15 protein-coding genes are annotated in these 13,683 nt (G+C 52.2%); 3 read left to right on the top strand and 12 right to left on the bottom strand.

Annotation, left to right across the window (positions count from 1 at the left end; translation table 11 throughout):
* The first annotated feature begins 28 nt into the window (after positions 1–28).
* Positions 29–802, top strand: coding sequence for a phosphate ABC transporter ATP-binding protein PstB (pstB, locus tag F384_RS20280; RefSeq protein ID WP_046498466.1), 774 nt, complete (start codon positions 29–31; stop codon positions 800–802).
* A 24-nt stretch (positions 803–826) separates the two neighbouring features.
* On the top strand, positions 827–1,552 hold the full coding sequence (gene phoU / locus F384_RS20275; RefSeq protein ID WP_042323545.1) for a phosphate signaling complex protein PhoU: 726 nt from the start codon (positions 827–829) through the stop codon (positions 1,550–1,552).
* Between the two features lie 88 nt (positions 1,553–1,640).
* On the opposite strand, the gene yieH is transcribed toward phoU, so the two are convergent.
* On the bottom strand, positions 1,641–2,306 hold the full coding sequence (gene yieH, locus F384_RS20270) for a 6-phosphogluconate phosphatase (protein WP_046492442.1): 666 nt from the start codon (positions 2,304–2,306) through the stop codon (positions 1,641–1,643).
* A 166-nt stretch (positions 2,307–2,472) separates the two neighbouring features.
* Between yieH and adeP the strand changes: the two genes are divergently transcribed.
* Positions 2,473–3,810 (top strand): adenine permease AdeP, encoded by a 1,338-nt coding sequence (gene adeP / locus F384_RS20265; protein ID WP_046492440.1) that lies wholly within the window; start codon positions 2,473–2,475, stop codon positions 3,808–3,810.
* A gap of 90 nt (positions 3,811–3,900) precedes the next feature.
* On the opposite strand, the gene F384_RS20260 is transcribed toward adeP, so the two are convergent.
* From F384_RS20260 to rpmH, 11 genes are all read right to left on the bottom strand, one after another.
* Positions 3,901–4,467, bottom strand: coding sequence for an NADPH-dependent FMN reductase (locus tag F384_RS20260; protein ID WP_046492438.1), 567 nt, complete (start codon positions 4,465–4,467; stop codon positions 3,901–3,903).
* A gap of 10 nt (positions 4,468–4,477) precedes the next feature.
* Positions 4,478–5,227: a 4'-phosphopantetheinyl transferase family protein gene (locus F384_RS20255; protein ID WP_046492436.1), complete on the bottom strand. Its 750-nt coding sequence runs from the start codon at positions 5,225–5,227 to the stop codon at positions 4,478–4,480.
* A 299-nt stretch (positions 5,228–5,526) separates the two neighbouring features.
* Positions 5,527–6,777, bottom strand: a complete 1,251-nt coding sequence (gene tnaB / locus F384_RS20250) for a low affinity tryptophan permease TnaB (RefSeq protein WP_046492433.1) — start codon at positions 6,775–6,777, stop codon at positions 5,527–5,529.
* Between the two features lie 113 nt (positions 6,778–6,890).
* Positions 6,891–8,306, bottom strand: a complete 1,416-nt coding sequence (tnaA, locus tag F384_RS20245; RefSeq protein WP_046492430.1) for a tryptophanase — start codon at positions 8,304–8,306, stop codon at positions 6,891–6,893.
* A 243-nt stretch (positions 8,307–8,549) separates the two neighbouring features.
* Positions 8,550–8,624 carry a tryptophanase leader peptide gene (tnaC, locus tag F384_RS30820; protein WP_155404056.1) on the bottom strand — a complete coding sequence of 25 codons (75 nt, stop codon included), beginning with the start codon at positions 8,622–8,624 and terminating at the stop codon, positions 8,550–8,552.
* A 151-nt stretch (positions 8,625–8,775) separates the two neighbouring features.
* Positions 8,776–9,705, bottom strand: a complete 930-nt coding sequence (locus F384_RS20240; protein WP_046492426.1) for a PEP phosphonomutase — start codon at positions 9,703–9,705, stop codon at positions 8,776–8,778.
* A gap of 67 nt (positions 9,706–9,772) precedes the next feature.
* Positions 9,773–11,137, bottom strand: a complete 1,365-nt coding sequence (gene mnmE / locus F384_RS20235) for a tRNA uridine-5-carboxymethylaminomethyl(34) synthesis GTPase MnmE (RefSeq protein WP_046492423.1) — start codon at positions 11,135–11,137, stop codon at positions 9,773–9,775.
* Between the two features lie 102 nt (positions 11,138–11,239).
* Complete coding sequence (yidC, locus tag F384_RS20230) at positions 11,240–12,886, bottom strand: membrane protein insertase YidC (protein WP_046492420.1); 1,647 nt, start codon at positions 12,884–12,886, stop codon at positions 11,240–11,242.
* 2 nt (positions 12,887–12,888) lie between these two features.
* Entirely contained in the window at positions 12,889–13,146 is a 258-nt protein-coding gene (yidD, locus tag F384_RS29295; protein WP_001307474.1) for a membrane protein insertion efficiency factor YidD, read from the bottom strand.
* On the bottom strand, positions 13,110–13,469 hold the full coding sequence (gene rnpA, locus F384_RS20225) for a ribonuclease P protein component (RefSeq protein ID WP_046492415.1): 360 nt from the start codon (positions 13,467–13,469) through the stop codon (positions 13,110–13,112). Before rnpA ends, yidD begins: the two co-directional genes overlap by 37 nt.
* A gap of 16 nt (positions 13,470–13,485) precedes the next feature.
* Positions 13,486–13,626: a 50S ribosomal protein L34 gene (gene rpmH / locus F384_RS29290; protein WP_000831330.1), complete on the bottom strand. Its 141-nt coding sequence runs from the start codon at positions 13,624–13,626 to the stop codon at positions 13,486–13,488.
* Positions 13,627–13,683 lie beyond the last annotated feature (57 nt).

The following is a 13,683-nucleotide window of genomic DNA, read 5'->3' as shown; positions in this document are numbered from 1 at the left end:
AGGCATGATGAATAAGGAAGAGATTGAAATGAGTATGGTTGATACTGCTCCGGGTAAGATTCAGGTTCGTGATTTGAACTTCTACTACGGCAAATTCCATGCCCTGAAGAACATCAACCTGGATATCGCGAAGAATCAGGTGACGGCGTTTATCGGGCCCTCTGGCTGCGGTAAATCGACGCTGCTGCGTACGTTCAACAAGATGTTTGAACTGTACCCGGAACAGCGTGCGGAAGGTGAAATCCTGCTGGATGGTGACAATATTCTCACCAACACCCAGGATATCGCTCTGCTGCGTGCCAAAGTAGGGATGGTGTTCCAGAAGCCGACGCCGTTCCCGATGTCTATCTACGACAACATCGCCTTTGGCGTGCGTCTGTTTGAGAAATTGTCCCGTGCGGATATGGACGAGCGCGTGCAGTGGGCGTTGACCAAGGCCGCATTGTGGAACGAAACCAAAGATAAATTGCACCAGAGCGGGTACTCTCTCTCCGGTGGTCAGCAGCAGCGTCTGTGCATCGCGAGGGGTATCGCTATTCGCCCGGAAGTGTTGCTGCTGGATGAGCCATGTTCAGCGCTGGATCCGATCTCAACCGGTCGTATCGAAGAGCTGATCACGGAGCTGAAACAAGATTACACCGTGGTGATCGTGACCCACAACATGCAGCAGGCTGCGCGTTGCTCCGACCATACGGCGTTTATGTACCTGGGCGAGTTGATTGAGTTTAGTGATACAGATTCTCTGTTCACCAGGCCCGCGAAGAAACAAACCGAAGATTACATTACTGGCCGCTACGGTTGATATGCCCGGGCATCTGGAGAAATGATGGACAATTTAAACCTTAATAAACACATTTCCGGTCAGTTCAACGCCGAACTGGAAAGCATCCGCACTCAGGTAATGACGATGGGCGGCATGGTTGAGCAGCAGCTTTCTGATGCCATCACCGCGATGCACAATCAGGACAGCGAGCTGGCGAAACGCGTGGTTGATGGCGATAAGCACGTCAACATGATGGAAGTGGCGATCGATGAAGCTTGTGTTCGCATCATCGCCAAGCGCCAGCCCACGGCGAGCGACCTGCGTCTGGTGATGGCAATCATTAAAACCATCGCCGAGCTGGAACGTATTGGCGACGTGGCGGATAAAATCTGCCGTACTGCACTGGAGAAATTCTCCCAGCAGCATCAGCCGCTGTTGGTGAGCCTGGAATCCTTGGGCCGTCATACGGTGCAGATGCTCCACGATGTTCTGGATGCGTTTGCGCGTATGGATCTGGACGAAGCGGTACGTATCTACCGTGAAGACAAGAAAGTTGACCAGGAATACGAAGGGATCGTGCGTCAACTGATGACCTACATGATGGAAGATTCGCGTACGATTCCCAGCGTGCTGACCGCGTTATTCTGTGCGCGCTCGATCGAGCGTATTGGCGATCGCTGCCAGAATATCTGCGAATACATCTTCTACTTCGTGAAGGGCCAGGATTTCCGCCACGTGGGCGGCGATGAGCTGGATAAGCTGCTGGCGGGTAAAGATCCGAAAGAGTGATTTTTTGGCGGGTGGCGCTTCGCTTACCCGCCCTACAAACCATAAATCCTGTAGGCCGGATAAGCGCGAGCGCCATCCGGCTTTTTTATTATCGCGTAATATTCCACCCGCGCGCCTTCCACAGCTCCGGCAACTCCGCCTGGCGGGTAAAGGTCGTTACTTTCGGATGATCGATCGGTTTGTTATGCGGATCGGCGCAGAAATAGAACACTTCCATTCCGGCATCAATTCCCGACTGTGCGCCCGCAGAAGAGTCATCGACCAGAATGCAGTTCTGTGCGTTAACGTTCATGGCTTTTGCCGCGTGGAACATCAGCGCCGGATCGGGCTTCCAGCGTTGAATATCGTAACCGCTGTACAGTTTGTCCGGGAAATGGTGCAGCATGCCCAGTTTACCCAGCGAGTGCTGCATTTTGCTGACCGGACCGTTAGAGACCACGCACATCGGCACCGTCATGCTGTCCAGCAGAGTATTCGCACCAGGGATCACTTCCAGCTCCGAGTCGAACAGGCGTGCGACCTCGGCGCGGTAGACGGGTTCTAAGTCGGCTTTAGCCAACGTCACCCCATGCTCCTCATTAATGATATCAATGATTTCGTAGAGTTTTACGCCCTTAAAGCGTTTAAAAGTGTCTTCGAGATCGAGGGTGATACCGAATTCCTGGAACATTGCGACATACGCGCGGGAACAGATCACTTCACTGTCGACCAGCGTACCGTCACAGTCGAAAAATACCGCTTCAATTCCGGACATGCCTTTCCCTTTTCACTAGTTTAACGTTTACGTACTGCCTGATTGTGCAACGCAATCGTTGCCGTATAAGCAAATGCAATGAAAAAAACATCTCACAATCACCCCCTATTGTCGCATTTTGGTATAGGATAGCGACGAATTTTCCCTCCTTGTTTGGAAATTGATAATGAGTCAACAACACACAACCCAGACGTCTGGTCAGGGGATGCTGGAACGCGTGTTTAAACTGCGCGAGCATGGCACAACGGCACGAACCGAAGTGATAGCCGGTTTTACCACCTTCCTGACGATGGTTTACATCGTTTTTGTTAACCCGCAAATTCTGGGCGTTGCTGGCATGGATACCAGCGCCGTCTTCGTGACCACCTGCCTGATTGCTGCGTTTGGCAGCATTCTGATGGGGCTGTTTGCTAACCTGCCGGTAGCGCTGGCGCCTGCGATGGGGCTGAATGCGTTCTTTGCCTTCGTTGTGGTCGGCGCGATGGGCCTGTCGTGGCAGGTCGGTATGGGGGCGATTTTCTGGGGTGCCGTCGGTCTGCTGCTGCTGACTATCTTCCGCGTGCGTTACTGGATGATTGCCAATATCCCGGTCAGTCTGCGCGTGGGGATCACCAGTGGTATCGGTTTATTCATCGGCATGATGGGTCTGAAAAACGCGGGCGTGATTGTCGCGAACCCTGAAACGCTGGTCAGCATCGGTAATCTGACCTCCCACAGCGTCCTGCTGGGCGTACTCGGTTTCTTCATCATCGCTATCCTGGCGTCACGTAACATTCACGCCGCCGTGCTGGTGTCCATCATCGTCACCACGCTGTTGGGCTGGATGCTGGGTGATGTGCACTATAACGGTATTGTCTCTGCGCCGCCGAGTGTCACGTCGGTGATTGGGCATGTCGATCTGGCGGGCTCGTTTAACATCGGTCTGGCCGGGGTGATTTTCTCCTTCATGCTGGTTAACCTGTTTGACTCCTCCGGAACACTGATCGGCGTGACGGATAAAGCCGGTCTGGCGGATGAGAAAGGGAAATTCCCGCGCATGAAACAGGCACTGTTTGTCGATAGCGTCTCTTCTGTGACCGGAGCATTTATTGGTACTTCTTCCGTTACCGCTTATATCGAGTCCTCTTCCGGTGTTTCCGTCGGTGGGCGCACTGGCCTGACTGCTGTGGTTGTGGGTCTGTTGTTCCTGTTAGTTATCTTCCTGTCGCCGCTGGCGGGGATGGTGCCGGGCTATGCGGCTGCGGGTGCGCTGATCTACGTCGGCGTGTTAATGACCTCCAGCCTGGCGCGCGTGAAGTGGGAAGATCTCACCGAATCCGTGCCGGCGTTTATCACTGCCGTGATGATGCCATTCAGCTTCTCGATTACCGAAGGGATCGCACTGGGCTTTATCTCTTACTGCGTGATGAAGATCGGTACCGGTCGTTTGCGTGATCTGAGCCCGTGCGTGGTGGTTGTGGCGCTGCTGTTTGTGCTGAAGATTGTGTTTATCGACGCGCACTAAGGTGCGGTTTGTGGTGTCAGGTGGCGCTTCGCTTACCTGACCTACAGAAGCGTGTAGGCCCGGTAAGCGCAAGCGCCACCGGGCTTTTTATCAGGCTTTAACCCGCTGGATATAGTCGCCAAATGCAGTGAGCTGGCCAGTCAGATGGTCCAGTGTACTCTGATCGATCACTTCACCCGTCTGTGGGTCGACTTTGTTCTGAATCACACCGCCCATAAATTCCGGCTTGTTCATCACCATCGCATCCAGGAAGACCAGGATCTGGCGCAGATGATACTGGCAGCGTGCACCGCCAATTGCCCCCATCGAACTGGTCTGGATAAGCACTGGTTTACCAGAAAGCGGCTGATCGGGCAGGCGTGACAGCCAGTCGATAGCGTTCTTCAGGCCACCCGGTACAGAGTAGTTATATTCCGGCGTAACGATAACCACGCCGTCGGCTTTGCGAATTTGGTCAGCCAGCGCTTCGACGCTTGCCGGAAAACCTTCTTCCTGTTGCACATCGGCATCGTATAGCGGGATATCACCGATAGACGGTAACGCACTCACTTCCATACCCGCCGGGGCGATTTTCGGCAGCGTATGGGCAACCATACCGTTAAACGAACCTTTGCGCAGGCTTCCCAGTAACGTAACAACATTCAACGTTTCAGACATGGTAACTCCATCAGTTATGCGTATAAGACGTGGCGGCAGATAATTGCGCGAATCGCATCAGACGACCCGTTGGCGCATTCGCGCGGGTCTGGATATCAGACAGGCTTTTCCAGCCCTGCTTACCATCAAACTCCCAAAGCTGAAGTTTATCAATGGCTGGCGTAACCGCAACCGACCACACCAGCAGGTCTTCGGCATCGCAGATGGCTTCAATCTGGGCAACATGCGCACATTTCAGACGCCCGGCCCCCGGCAGTAGCTGTAGTTCACGCGGATCGTCATTACGGACGTCCCCCATCAGTTTCAGGACGCTCTGACGTAAAGTAACCATCTGTGCACGCGCTTCGTCCGGATCGTTTTGCTTGCTGATCCACAGACTTTCGATGCTGGAAAAGGCCGGGACCTCGACAGAATGGGGGCTGATAAACCCTCGGGTAGCGCGCTGGAGTTCCATATCCAGTCCACATTCCCCTTCGGTTGTCAGCGTCACGCCGACCATATTGCCGGCATAGGCGATGGAAAAACTGGGCAAATTTTTATCGCGAAACGCCGGTTTTCCTTTGGCTTTGTATACGATTTCCGGTAACTCGAGCGTGCCATACAGCATGAACATCAGCTCGGCAAGAAGCCCTCGGGATGCCAGAAAACGGGTCTGGCGATGTGTTGGTAGTCTTCGTGCTTCATGATGGCAGGATGACGGAAGGCGCATCGAAATCAGGTGTCCCTCCGTCAGGATCCCTCTGGCAAAATGGGTCGCCATTTTTCTCTCCATGATTAATGGTCGTTGATAATATCAAGGGTAACATTTACTCAGTTTATAGACAGAGTAAATCGCCAAAAAGTGCGACTGAATCAGCCTCCCTTACGCGCATTTACATTTCCTGGCGCATATTGGCGGTTTTTGCGTCAGGGCAGGTCGCTATGCAGGGACTTGGTGGTCGCTGTTATCGGGTTATAGCGATGACGGTCGTGTGGGAGGGGGGCCAGCAGGCTGCGCGGCCATCAACAGGGAGATGCCGCCCTGAGCGAGGCGGCATGTCAGTCAGGTGAGACAGCAACCTAACTGAATCGGGGTAACAGGTTGAAGACGTTGCCGAACCAGCAAACAATGACCGCTACGCCGAACAGGATCACGATGGCCGGAATGATGACGCCGCCCCAGACGGTAAACATTTTATTGGGGAATTTCTTCCGGGCTTTCAGAGCCAGTACTGCAGGGATAATCACGGCCCATATTGTTGCGCACAGTCCTGCGCCACCGATGCCATAGATAAAACCGTTCGGGAAGATTAAGTATAAAAGCGCCGGAGGCAGGAAGGTTAACAGGACGGTTTTAAAACGCCCCACCGATGAGTTGTCGAATTTGAACAGATCCGCAAGATAGTCAAATAGCCCCAGGGTTACGCCAAAAAAGGAACTGGCAACAGCCAGGTTTGAAAAAACCAGCAGACAAAATTCGATCATTCCGCTTTGTCTGGTACCGAGGAATGATTTTACTAATGAATCAACATTACCGCCTGAGGCGATGATTTCACTGAAACTTTCCCGCGAAATGTTACCCATGGTGCAATACAGCCAGAACAGATAAATCACCAACGCCAGCAGTGAACCAAAGACAATGCTTTTTATTAATTTATCCTTTCTCTTGCCATAGCAGATGATCAGGCTGGGAATGTTTCCGTGAAAGCCAAATGATGCCAGGCATACCGGTAGCGCCATAAAAATATAGGGGAAGTAGGACGCACCGTTTTGAGCCTGGCCTACGGTATCCCGCAATATAGAAAAATCGACCTGGAAGAAAAACGATCCAAAAACGATAATGAAAGAGATGATTTTAATCCCCAGGAACAGGGAGGTAATTCGACTGGCTGCCAGTGAACTGATCCACAGCACGCTGGCGACAAAAATAGCGGTGCAGATTCCGACAATCCTGGGGTTAACGCGATACCCCATATTCATTGAGATCGTTTCGCTAATGATGGCACCATTTGCAGAAATATAGGCGTAAGTGAGAATGTAGAGAACAAAAGCGACCGTAAATCCACTCACAATGTTCCATTTGTTACCAATAAGATCTTTAGTGATGGTATTGAAACTGGATCCGACGGGGTAATTTAAATTTGCCTCTAATAATAACAGTCCAGAATGCAACATTGAAAACCAGGCGATTATTAAGATAAACGCCCCCCAGAAAAACCATGCACCGGACAAATCAACAGGTAGAGCAAACATCCCCCCGCCAATTACCGTACCGGCTATGACCATAATCCCCCAAAAGGAGGAGTGTTTAGCATTCGAATTTTCTTCCATGATGCCTCATTAATTATAGTGAGCCTATAACATTTTAATTGTGCAACAATGTAAAGGAAGTGGATTTATCGCTGGGGTGGTTATTATCATATAACCACCCATGATATTTATAATTAAACTTCTTTCAGTTTAGCGGTGAAGTGACGTAATACTTTAGGCTCGTAGGTAAAGGTTAGCCCTTTAATATTTACTGCATTTTCTTTGACATGCTCAAAGGCTTCGATAATGAAGTCCATATGAGATTGGGTATATGTCGCCCTTGGGATGGTTAAACGCAGGAGTTCAGCCGGACAAGGCAGTTGCTTACCGGTTTTAGGATCTCTGCCTAATAAGAATGACCCGATCTCAACGGCCCGGATGCCGGCTACTCTATAAAGTTCGCAGGCGAGAGCCTGAGCCGGGAACTGCTCTGCCGGAATGTGCGGTAATAATTTACCCGCATCCACAAATGCCGCATGGCCACCAGCCTGTTGGCAAGTGACGCCAATCGCTTCAAGGCCATCAACTAAGTATTGCACCTGCGTAATACGATAGGCCAGCCAGTCCTGGTTCATGCCATCCACCAGACCCACCGCAAGGCGCTCCATTGCCCCACCTTCCAGACCACCGTAAGTCGGGAAGCCTTCCTGGACGACGCACAGGGTTCGGCACTCGGTATAGACGTCAAAATAGCTGTCGTCTTTCACGCACAGTAAACCGCCCATTGGCACCATCGCATCTTTTTTCGCGGACATTGCCAGCATATCGGCATATTTGTAGGTCTCGCGGGTAATTTCTTCGATGCTCCAGTCCCGATATTCTGCTTCGCGTTTCTGGATAAAATAAGCATTCTCGGCAAAACGTGCGGAGTCCATTACCACCGGAATGTCATATTTTTTGGCGATGTGATACATGGCCTTCAGGTTGGCTAATGAAACCGGTTGCCCACCTGCAGAGTTACTTGTAATGGTCGCGACAATATACGGTACGTTGTTTGCGCCGACTTCCTGAATGCCGCGCTCTAATCCGTCGAGATCAAAATTTCCCTTAAAGTCGTAACGAACACCGGTATCAAATGCCTCTTTGATATACACGTTACGCACGGCACAACCGTTGATTTGGCTGTGTCCCTGGGTGGTATCGAAGAAGTAGTTGGAGAAAACCGCCATCTTACTTCTGTCTAACCCTTTTTCCTGTTCACGCTTTTTGATTAGAACGGGAATATAAATTTGTTCTGCACCGCGGCCCTGGTGCGTTGGAATGGTATATTGATAGCCGAAGATATTATTTACTGCTTCAGATAACGCATAATAACTGCGGCTGCCGCTATAAGCTTCATCTCCACGCAGCATGGCAGCTTGCATGTTCTGTGTTACTGCGCCAGTACCACTGTCGGTCAGCAGGTCAATGAAGACGTCTTCACTATCCAGCAGAAAAGGGTTCATCCCTGATTTAATGATTGCGTTATCCCGATGATCTCTGGTTGTACGTTTTACCGGTTCAATAACACGAATACGGAAGGGTTCTGGTAAATGTTTAAAGTTATCCATGACATAATCCTTTAATTTATTTGACGGTATAGACGCAATACGTCCACACGCAGGCATATATATACCCGACATAGTTCATCCCACATTTATTTTGACCATGACTGTCTTTTCGTTTTAAAAAACGAACAGGCATACGTGGCGTTGCGATATGCAACCACAATGAGGAATTGAGCTATGTTTGAGATGTGCCAAATGAACAGACTACAAGTAGTCTATGCTATGGCAAAATAAGGGCAGGGAGAATTAAGGATGATGATTGACAATTTTATTGTCAATATTAAACCATTTTGAAGTGATGTATGAATTTAAGATAATCATGATTGAGTTATCCTCTTTAGACACCATGCTACATTATGGTAATGAAAATATTTGTCTATGAGAGAATAATTTAACTGTGATAAAAATCACAGTTAAATTTAAATTGAATTAATTAAGGATCATTCAATAAAATCGTAATAACAATATCACGTTAACGATTTACCGAACGCGCGATACGCGTATAGGTATGTCTGACGCCGCGAATCGCCACGCTATAGGCCAGGATATTTTCTGGTAATGCCATTCCCATATAGCCGGTATCGCCAATATGATGGAGATCCGCCCCCGCCATTTTACTCATCAGGGCTATCTGGCGAATTGTACTGACGTCTGCGCCCTCCTGAGAGGTGCCGATTGCCGTCATTGCCAGCGCACCGTGCGCGTGCGCACACGCGATCAGCGACTCTACCTTTTGCTGGCTCATACCGGGCACGGTTCCCGGCGCCGGAATGAGCACGATATCCGCGCCCTGCTCCGCAAACGCGGCAACGTCGCTTTCGCTGATAATCGCGCTGCCGCTCTCCCGCACGATGCCTGCGCCGTGCATTTTACCGGTGATGATAATGGCGCTGTCACCCACGGCTTCGCGGATCGCTTTCACAGCTTTCCCCAGAGACTGATTACTGACGCCGTTATTCGGGTTTCCCGTCAGTACCAGGATCTTCGCCCCCATCGCGACCAGTTTACGGGCATTCTCTGCGGTTGCGGCACGGCCTGGCTTCATCTTCCAGATGTCATCATGCGCAATAGCAAATTCAGGATCGACGGCCTCCAGGTTGACGCCAATGATGCGCCCCGTCAAGCGCTGCAGTTCATGCAACGTCTGATCCGGTGCAGTACCGGCAGGCATTCCCTGGATCAGCGGGGCTTCGCTATCGAACATGTTGATCAGCAGAATGTCCGCCCCCTGCGATGCGGCAAGTTCGGCATTGGTGACGTTATTGAGCAGCGGTTGGGTAATGGCGATGGTTTCACTGACCAGGATACGCCCTTCGCTGGCGCGGATTGCATACAGCAGCGCGGTTTTGTCCATGCATGCGAAATCTGACGCCGTGCAGTCAAGTAAACGTTTATGTTCCATAAAAAGAGATCCTCTTATAAAACGATCAAGCCCCGAATTAACCGTTGTGTCATTCGGGGCTACGGGATTACTTACCAATACAGAAGCTGGAGAAAATCCGTCCCAGCAGATCGTCGGAGGTAAACTCCCCGGTTATCTCGCTTAAGCTTTGCTGCGCCAGACGTAGCTCTTCAGCCAGTAGTTCACCCGCCCACGCGCCCAGCAGTTGAGCCTTGCCCTGCTGGAGATGCTCAGCGGCTTCGGCCAGCGCCTGCAGGTGACGACGGCGGGCCAGGAAGCCGCCTTCCATATTGGTATCGAAACCCATGCTCTGTTTGAGATGGTTGCGCAGTACGTCCACGCCTTCACCGGTGCGTGCCGAAAGGCGAACCAGTGAGTGACCACTCACCTCGCTGATACCCAGCGGCTCGCCGGTGATATCCGCTTTGTTACGCACCACGGTAATCGGCAGCTTTGACGGTAAGCGGGCGATGAAGTCCGGCCAGATATCAGCCGGGTCAACGGCATCCGTGGTGGTACCATCTACCATAAACAGCACGCGATCCGCCTGCTCAATTTCCTGCCAGGCACGCTCAATACCGATACGTTCCACCTCGTCACTGGCTTCGCGCAGACCGGCGGTGTCGATAATGTGCAGTGGCATGCCGTCGATATGGATGTGTTCACGCAGCACGTCGCGCGTGGTACCGGCGATGTCGGTGACAATGGCGGCTTCACGGCCCGCCAGCGCGTTCAGGAGGCTCGATTTTCCGGCGTTTGGGCGTCCGGCAATGACCACCTTCATCCCTTCACGCAGCAGGCTCCCCTGACGCGCTTCAGCACGAACGGCGTCGAGGTCGGCAATCACGCCATTCAACTGCGCTTCGATTTTTCCATCGGACAGGAAGTCGATCTCTTCATCCGGAAAGTCGATGGCCGCTTCAACGTAGATGCGCAGGTGAGTGAGTGCTTCCACCAGATGGTTCACGCGGGCGGAAAACGCCCCCTGCAACGAGTTCAACGCCGAGCGTGCCGCCTGCTCAGAGCTGGCGTCAATCAGGTCGGCAATCGCCTCCGCCTGGGCTAAGTCGAGCTTATCGTTGAGAAACGCGCGCTCAGAGAACTCGCCGGGACGGGCAATACGCAGACCTGGCAGCGTCAGAATACGTTTTAACAGCAAATCGAGAATGACCGGGCCGCCGTGTCCCTGTAACTCCAGTACGTCCTCGCCGGTAAACGAGTTAGGGCCGGGAAACCACAGAGCGATTCCCTGGTCCAGCGCAGTACCGTCGGCATCTTTAAACGGCAGATAGTCGGCGTAACGAGGTTTGGGCAGCTTGCCCAGAACGGCTTCAGCCACCTCACGTGCCTTCAGGCCGGAGATACGCAGAATACCTACACCACCGCGTCCCGGTGGGGTTGCCTGGGCGACGATCGTGTCGTTATGGCTCATGATAGTTCTCTTCGTAAATGTAAAAAAGGCGGTCAGATGACCGCCCTTTTTTTACTGTTCCTTCCGCCGGGTGGCGCTTTGCTTACCCGGCCTACAACCGAATCAGGATTTTTTCTTCTCGCGGCTATGTAGACCACGCTTCTCCAGACCACGGTAAATCAGCTGCTGCTGAATAATGGTCACCAGGTTGCTGACGATATAGTACAGCACCAGACCTGACGGGAACCACAGGAAGAACACAGTGAAGATGACCGGCATAAAGGTCATGATCTTCTGCTGCATCGGGTCGGTCACAGTGGTCGGCGACATCTTCTGAATGAAGAACATCGTGATACCCATCAGGATCGGCAGGATGTAGTACGGGTCCTGTGCAGATAAGTCATGGATCCACAGAGCAAACGGCGCATGACGCAGTTCCACGGAGCCCATCAGCATATAGTACAACGCCAGGAAGATAGGCATCTGGATGATCAGCGGGAAGCAGCCGCCCAGCGGGTTCACCTTCTCAGCCTTGTACAGAGCCATCATTTCCTGGCTCTGACGCTGTTTGTCATCGCCCAGACGCTCACGCATGGCCTGAATCTTCGGCTGCAGCATACGCATCTTCGCCATGGAGGTGTACTGCGCTTTGGTCAGCGGGTACATGATGCCACGAACGATAAAGGTGATAACGATGATGGAGAAGCCCCAGTTACCCAGGAAGCTATGGATCCATTTCAGCAGTTTGAACAGCGGCTGAGAGATGAACCACAGCCAACCGTAATCCACCGTCAAATCCAGGTGCGGTGCAACGGCCGCCATTTTGTCCTGAATTTCCGGGCCAACCCACAGGGTGCTGGTCATCGCGCCAGACTGGCCTGGCTGAACCAGTACCGGCTGAGATTTATAGCCGATAGCGGCGATGCCGTTGCCCAGGTTCGCGGTGTAGAAGTTGTTGGTACCGTCGTTACGTGGCACCCATGCCGTTGCAAAATACTGTTGCAGCATCGCGACCCAGCCGTCTTTCGCATTGACGTTCAGGTTTTCGTTATCCGCGATGGTGTCAAATTTGTATTTCTCATACTTCTCATCTGGCGTGGAGTACGCTGCGCCACGGAAAGTATGCAGTGCGAAGTTGCTGCTTCCGGTGTCGCGATGAGATGGCAGATTGATGGATTGCTTCAGCTGACCAAAGGTGGCGATCTCCAGCGGTTTCTCGCTGGCGTTCTGCACGCTGTAGTTCACGTTAACCGAGTAGTCACCACGTTTGAGGACAAACGTTTTGGTAAAGGTATTACCCGCGGCATCCGTATAGGTCATCGGGATCTGCAGTTCGTTCTGACCATCAGCCAGTACAAAAGCGTCTTTTTCGACGTTGTACAGCGGACGTGGGCCGTTAGCCGGGTTGTCCGGGCCGTCACGACCTGTCAGACCGCTCTGAGCCTGATAGATAAACTGCGGTGTAGTTTCCAGCAGTTGGAACGGTTCGCTGGAGCCGAGTTCTTTCGGGTAAGCTGGCAGCAGGGCCTGTTCCACATCACCACCACGGGTGTTGATGGTCAGATCAAGCACGTCAGTCTTAACCGTAATCAGTTTCCCCTGGCCACTGGCCGGTACGCCCTGGTCGGCGGCGCTACCCGCTGCGGTGGTCGTTGTCTGCGTGGTCTGTTGGGTCTGAGGTTGAGGATTTTTATCCTGCTCCCAGGCTTGCCAGATCATGAAAGACACGAACAGCAAAGCGATGACTAAAAGATTGCGTTGCGAATCCATCGTTAGTGTTCTCTGGTATCAAATGGTCCGGGCGGGACGGGATCGTCACCACCAGGGTGTAAAGGGTGGCATTTTAATACGCGTTTCACCGTCAACCAACTGCCTTTTATCACTCCAAACCTGCGCAATGCCTCAATTCCGTAGCTTGAACACGTTGGAGTGAAACGGCAATGCGGCCCAAGCAGCGGACTGATCAGGCGTTGATAGACCCGAATCAGGGCTATCAGGACCCGCGAGCCAGGCGACAATGGCGGCGCCATAATTTTTCCAACGCTTCCGAGAGAGCACGGTTATCGAGGTCGGCAATCCCTTTTTTCGCCACCACCACGAAGTCCATTGCTGGCAACTCGTGTTGACGCAGACGAAAGCTTTCACGCGTCAGACGTTTAATCCGATTGCGTTCATGAGCACGTCGAACGTTTTTCTTGGCGACGGTAAGACCGATACGGGGATGCCCCAGCGAATTCAGGCGGCCGAGGATGGTGATTTGCGGCGTGCCAGCCCGTTGTGGCTGCTGGAAGACGAATGTGAAATGATTGGGAGTTAACAAACGTAACTCCCTGGGAAATGCGAGCTTAACCACTCAGGGGTTAGCTTTATTACTTGGAAACGGTCAGACGAGCGCGGCCTTTAGCACGACGACGTGCCAGAACCTGACGACCATTTTTAGTAGCCATACGAGCACGGAAGCCGTGAGAACGGTTGCGCTTCAGTACAGACGGTTGAAAAGTGCGTTTCATGGCGATTTCTACCTAAACTTGAATAAATTCACTGACTTTTGCGTATACCCGAACGAG

This window comes from Citrobacter amalonaticus Y19, from assembly GCF_000981805.1.
Taxonomy (GTDB): domain Bacteria; phylum Pseudomonadota; class Gammaproteobacteria; order Enterobacterales; family Enterobacteriaceae; genus Citrobacter_A; species Citrobacter_A amalonaticus_C.
This window is presented reverse-complemented; position numbering and strand designations above follow the sequence as displayed.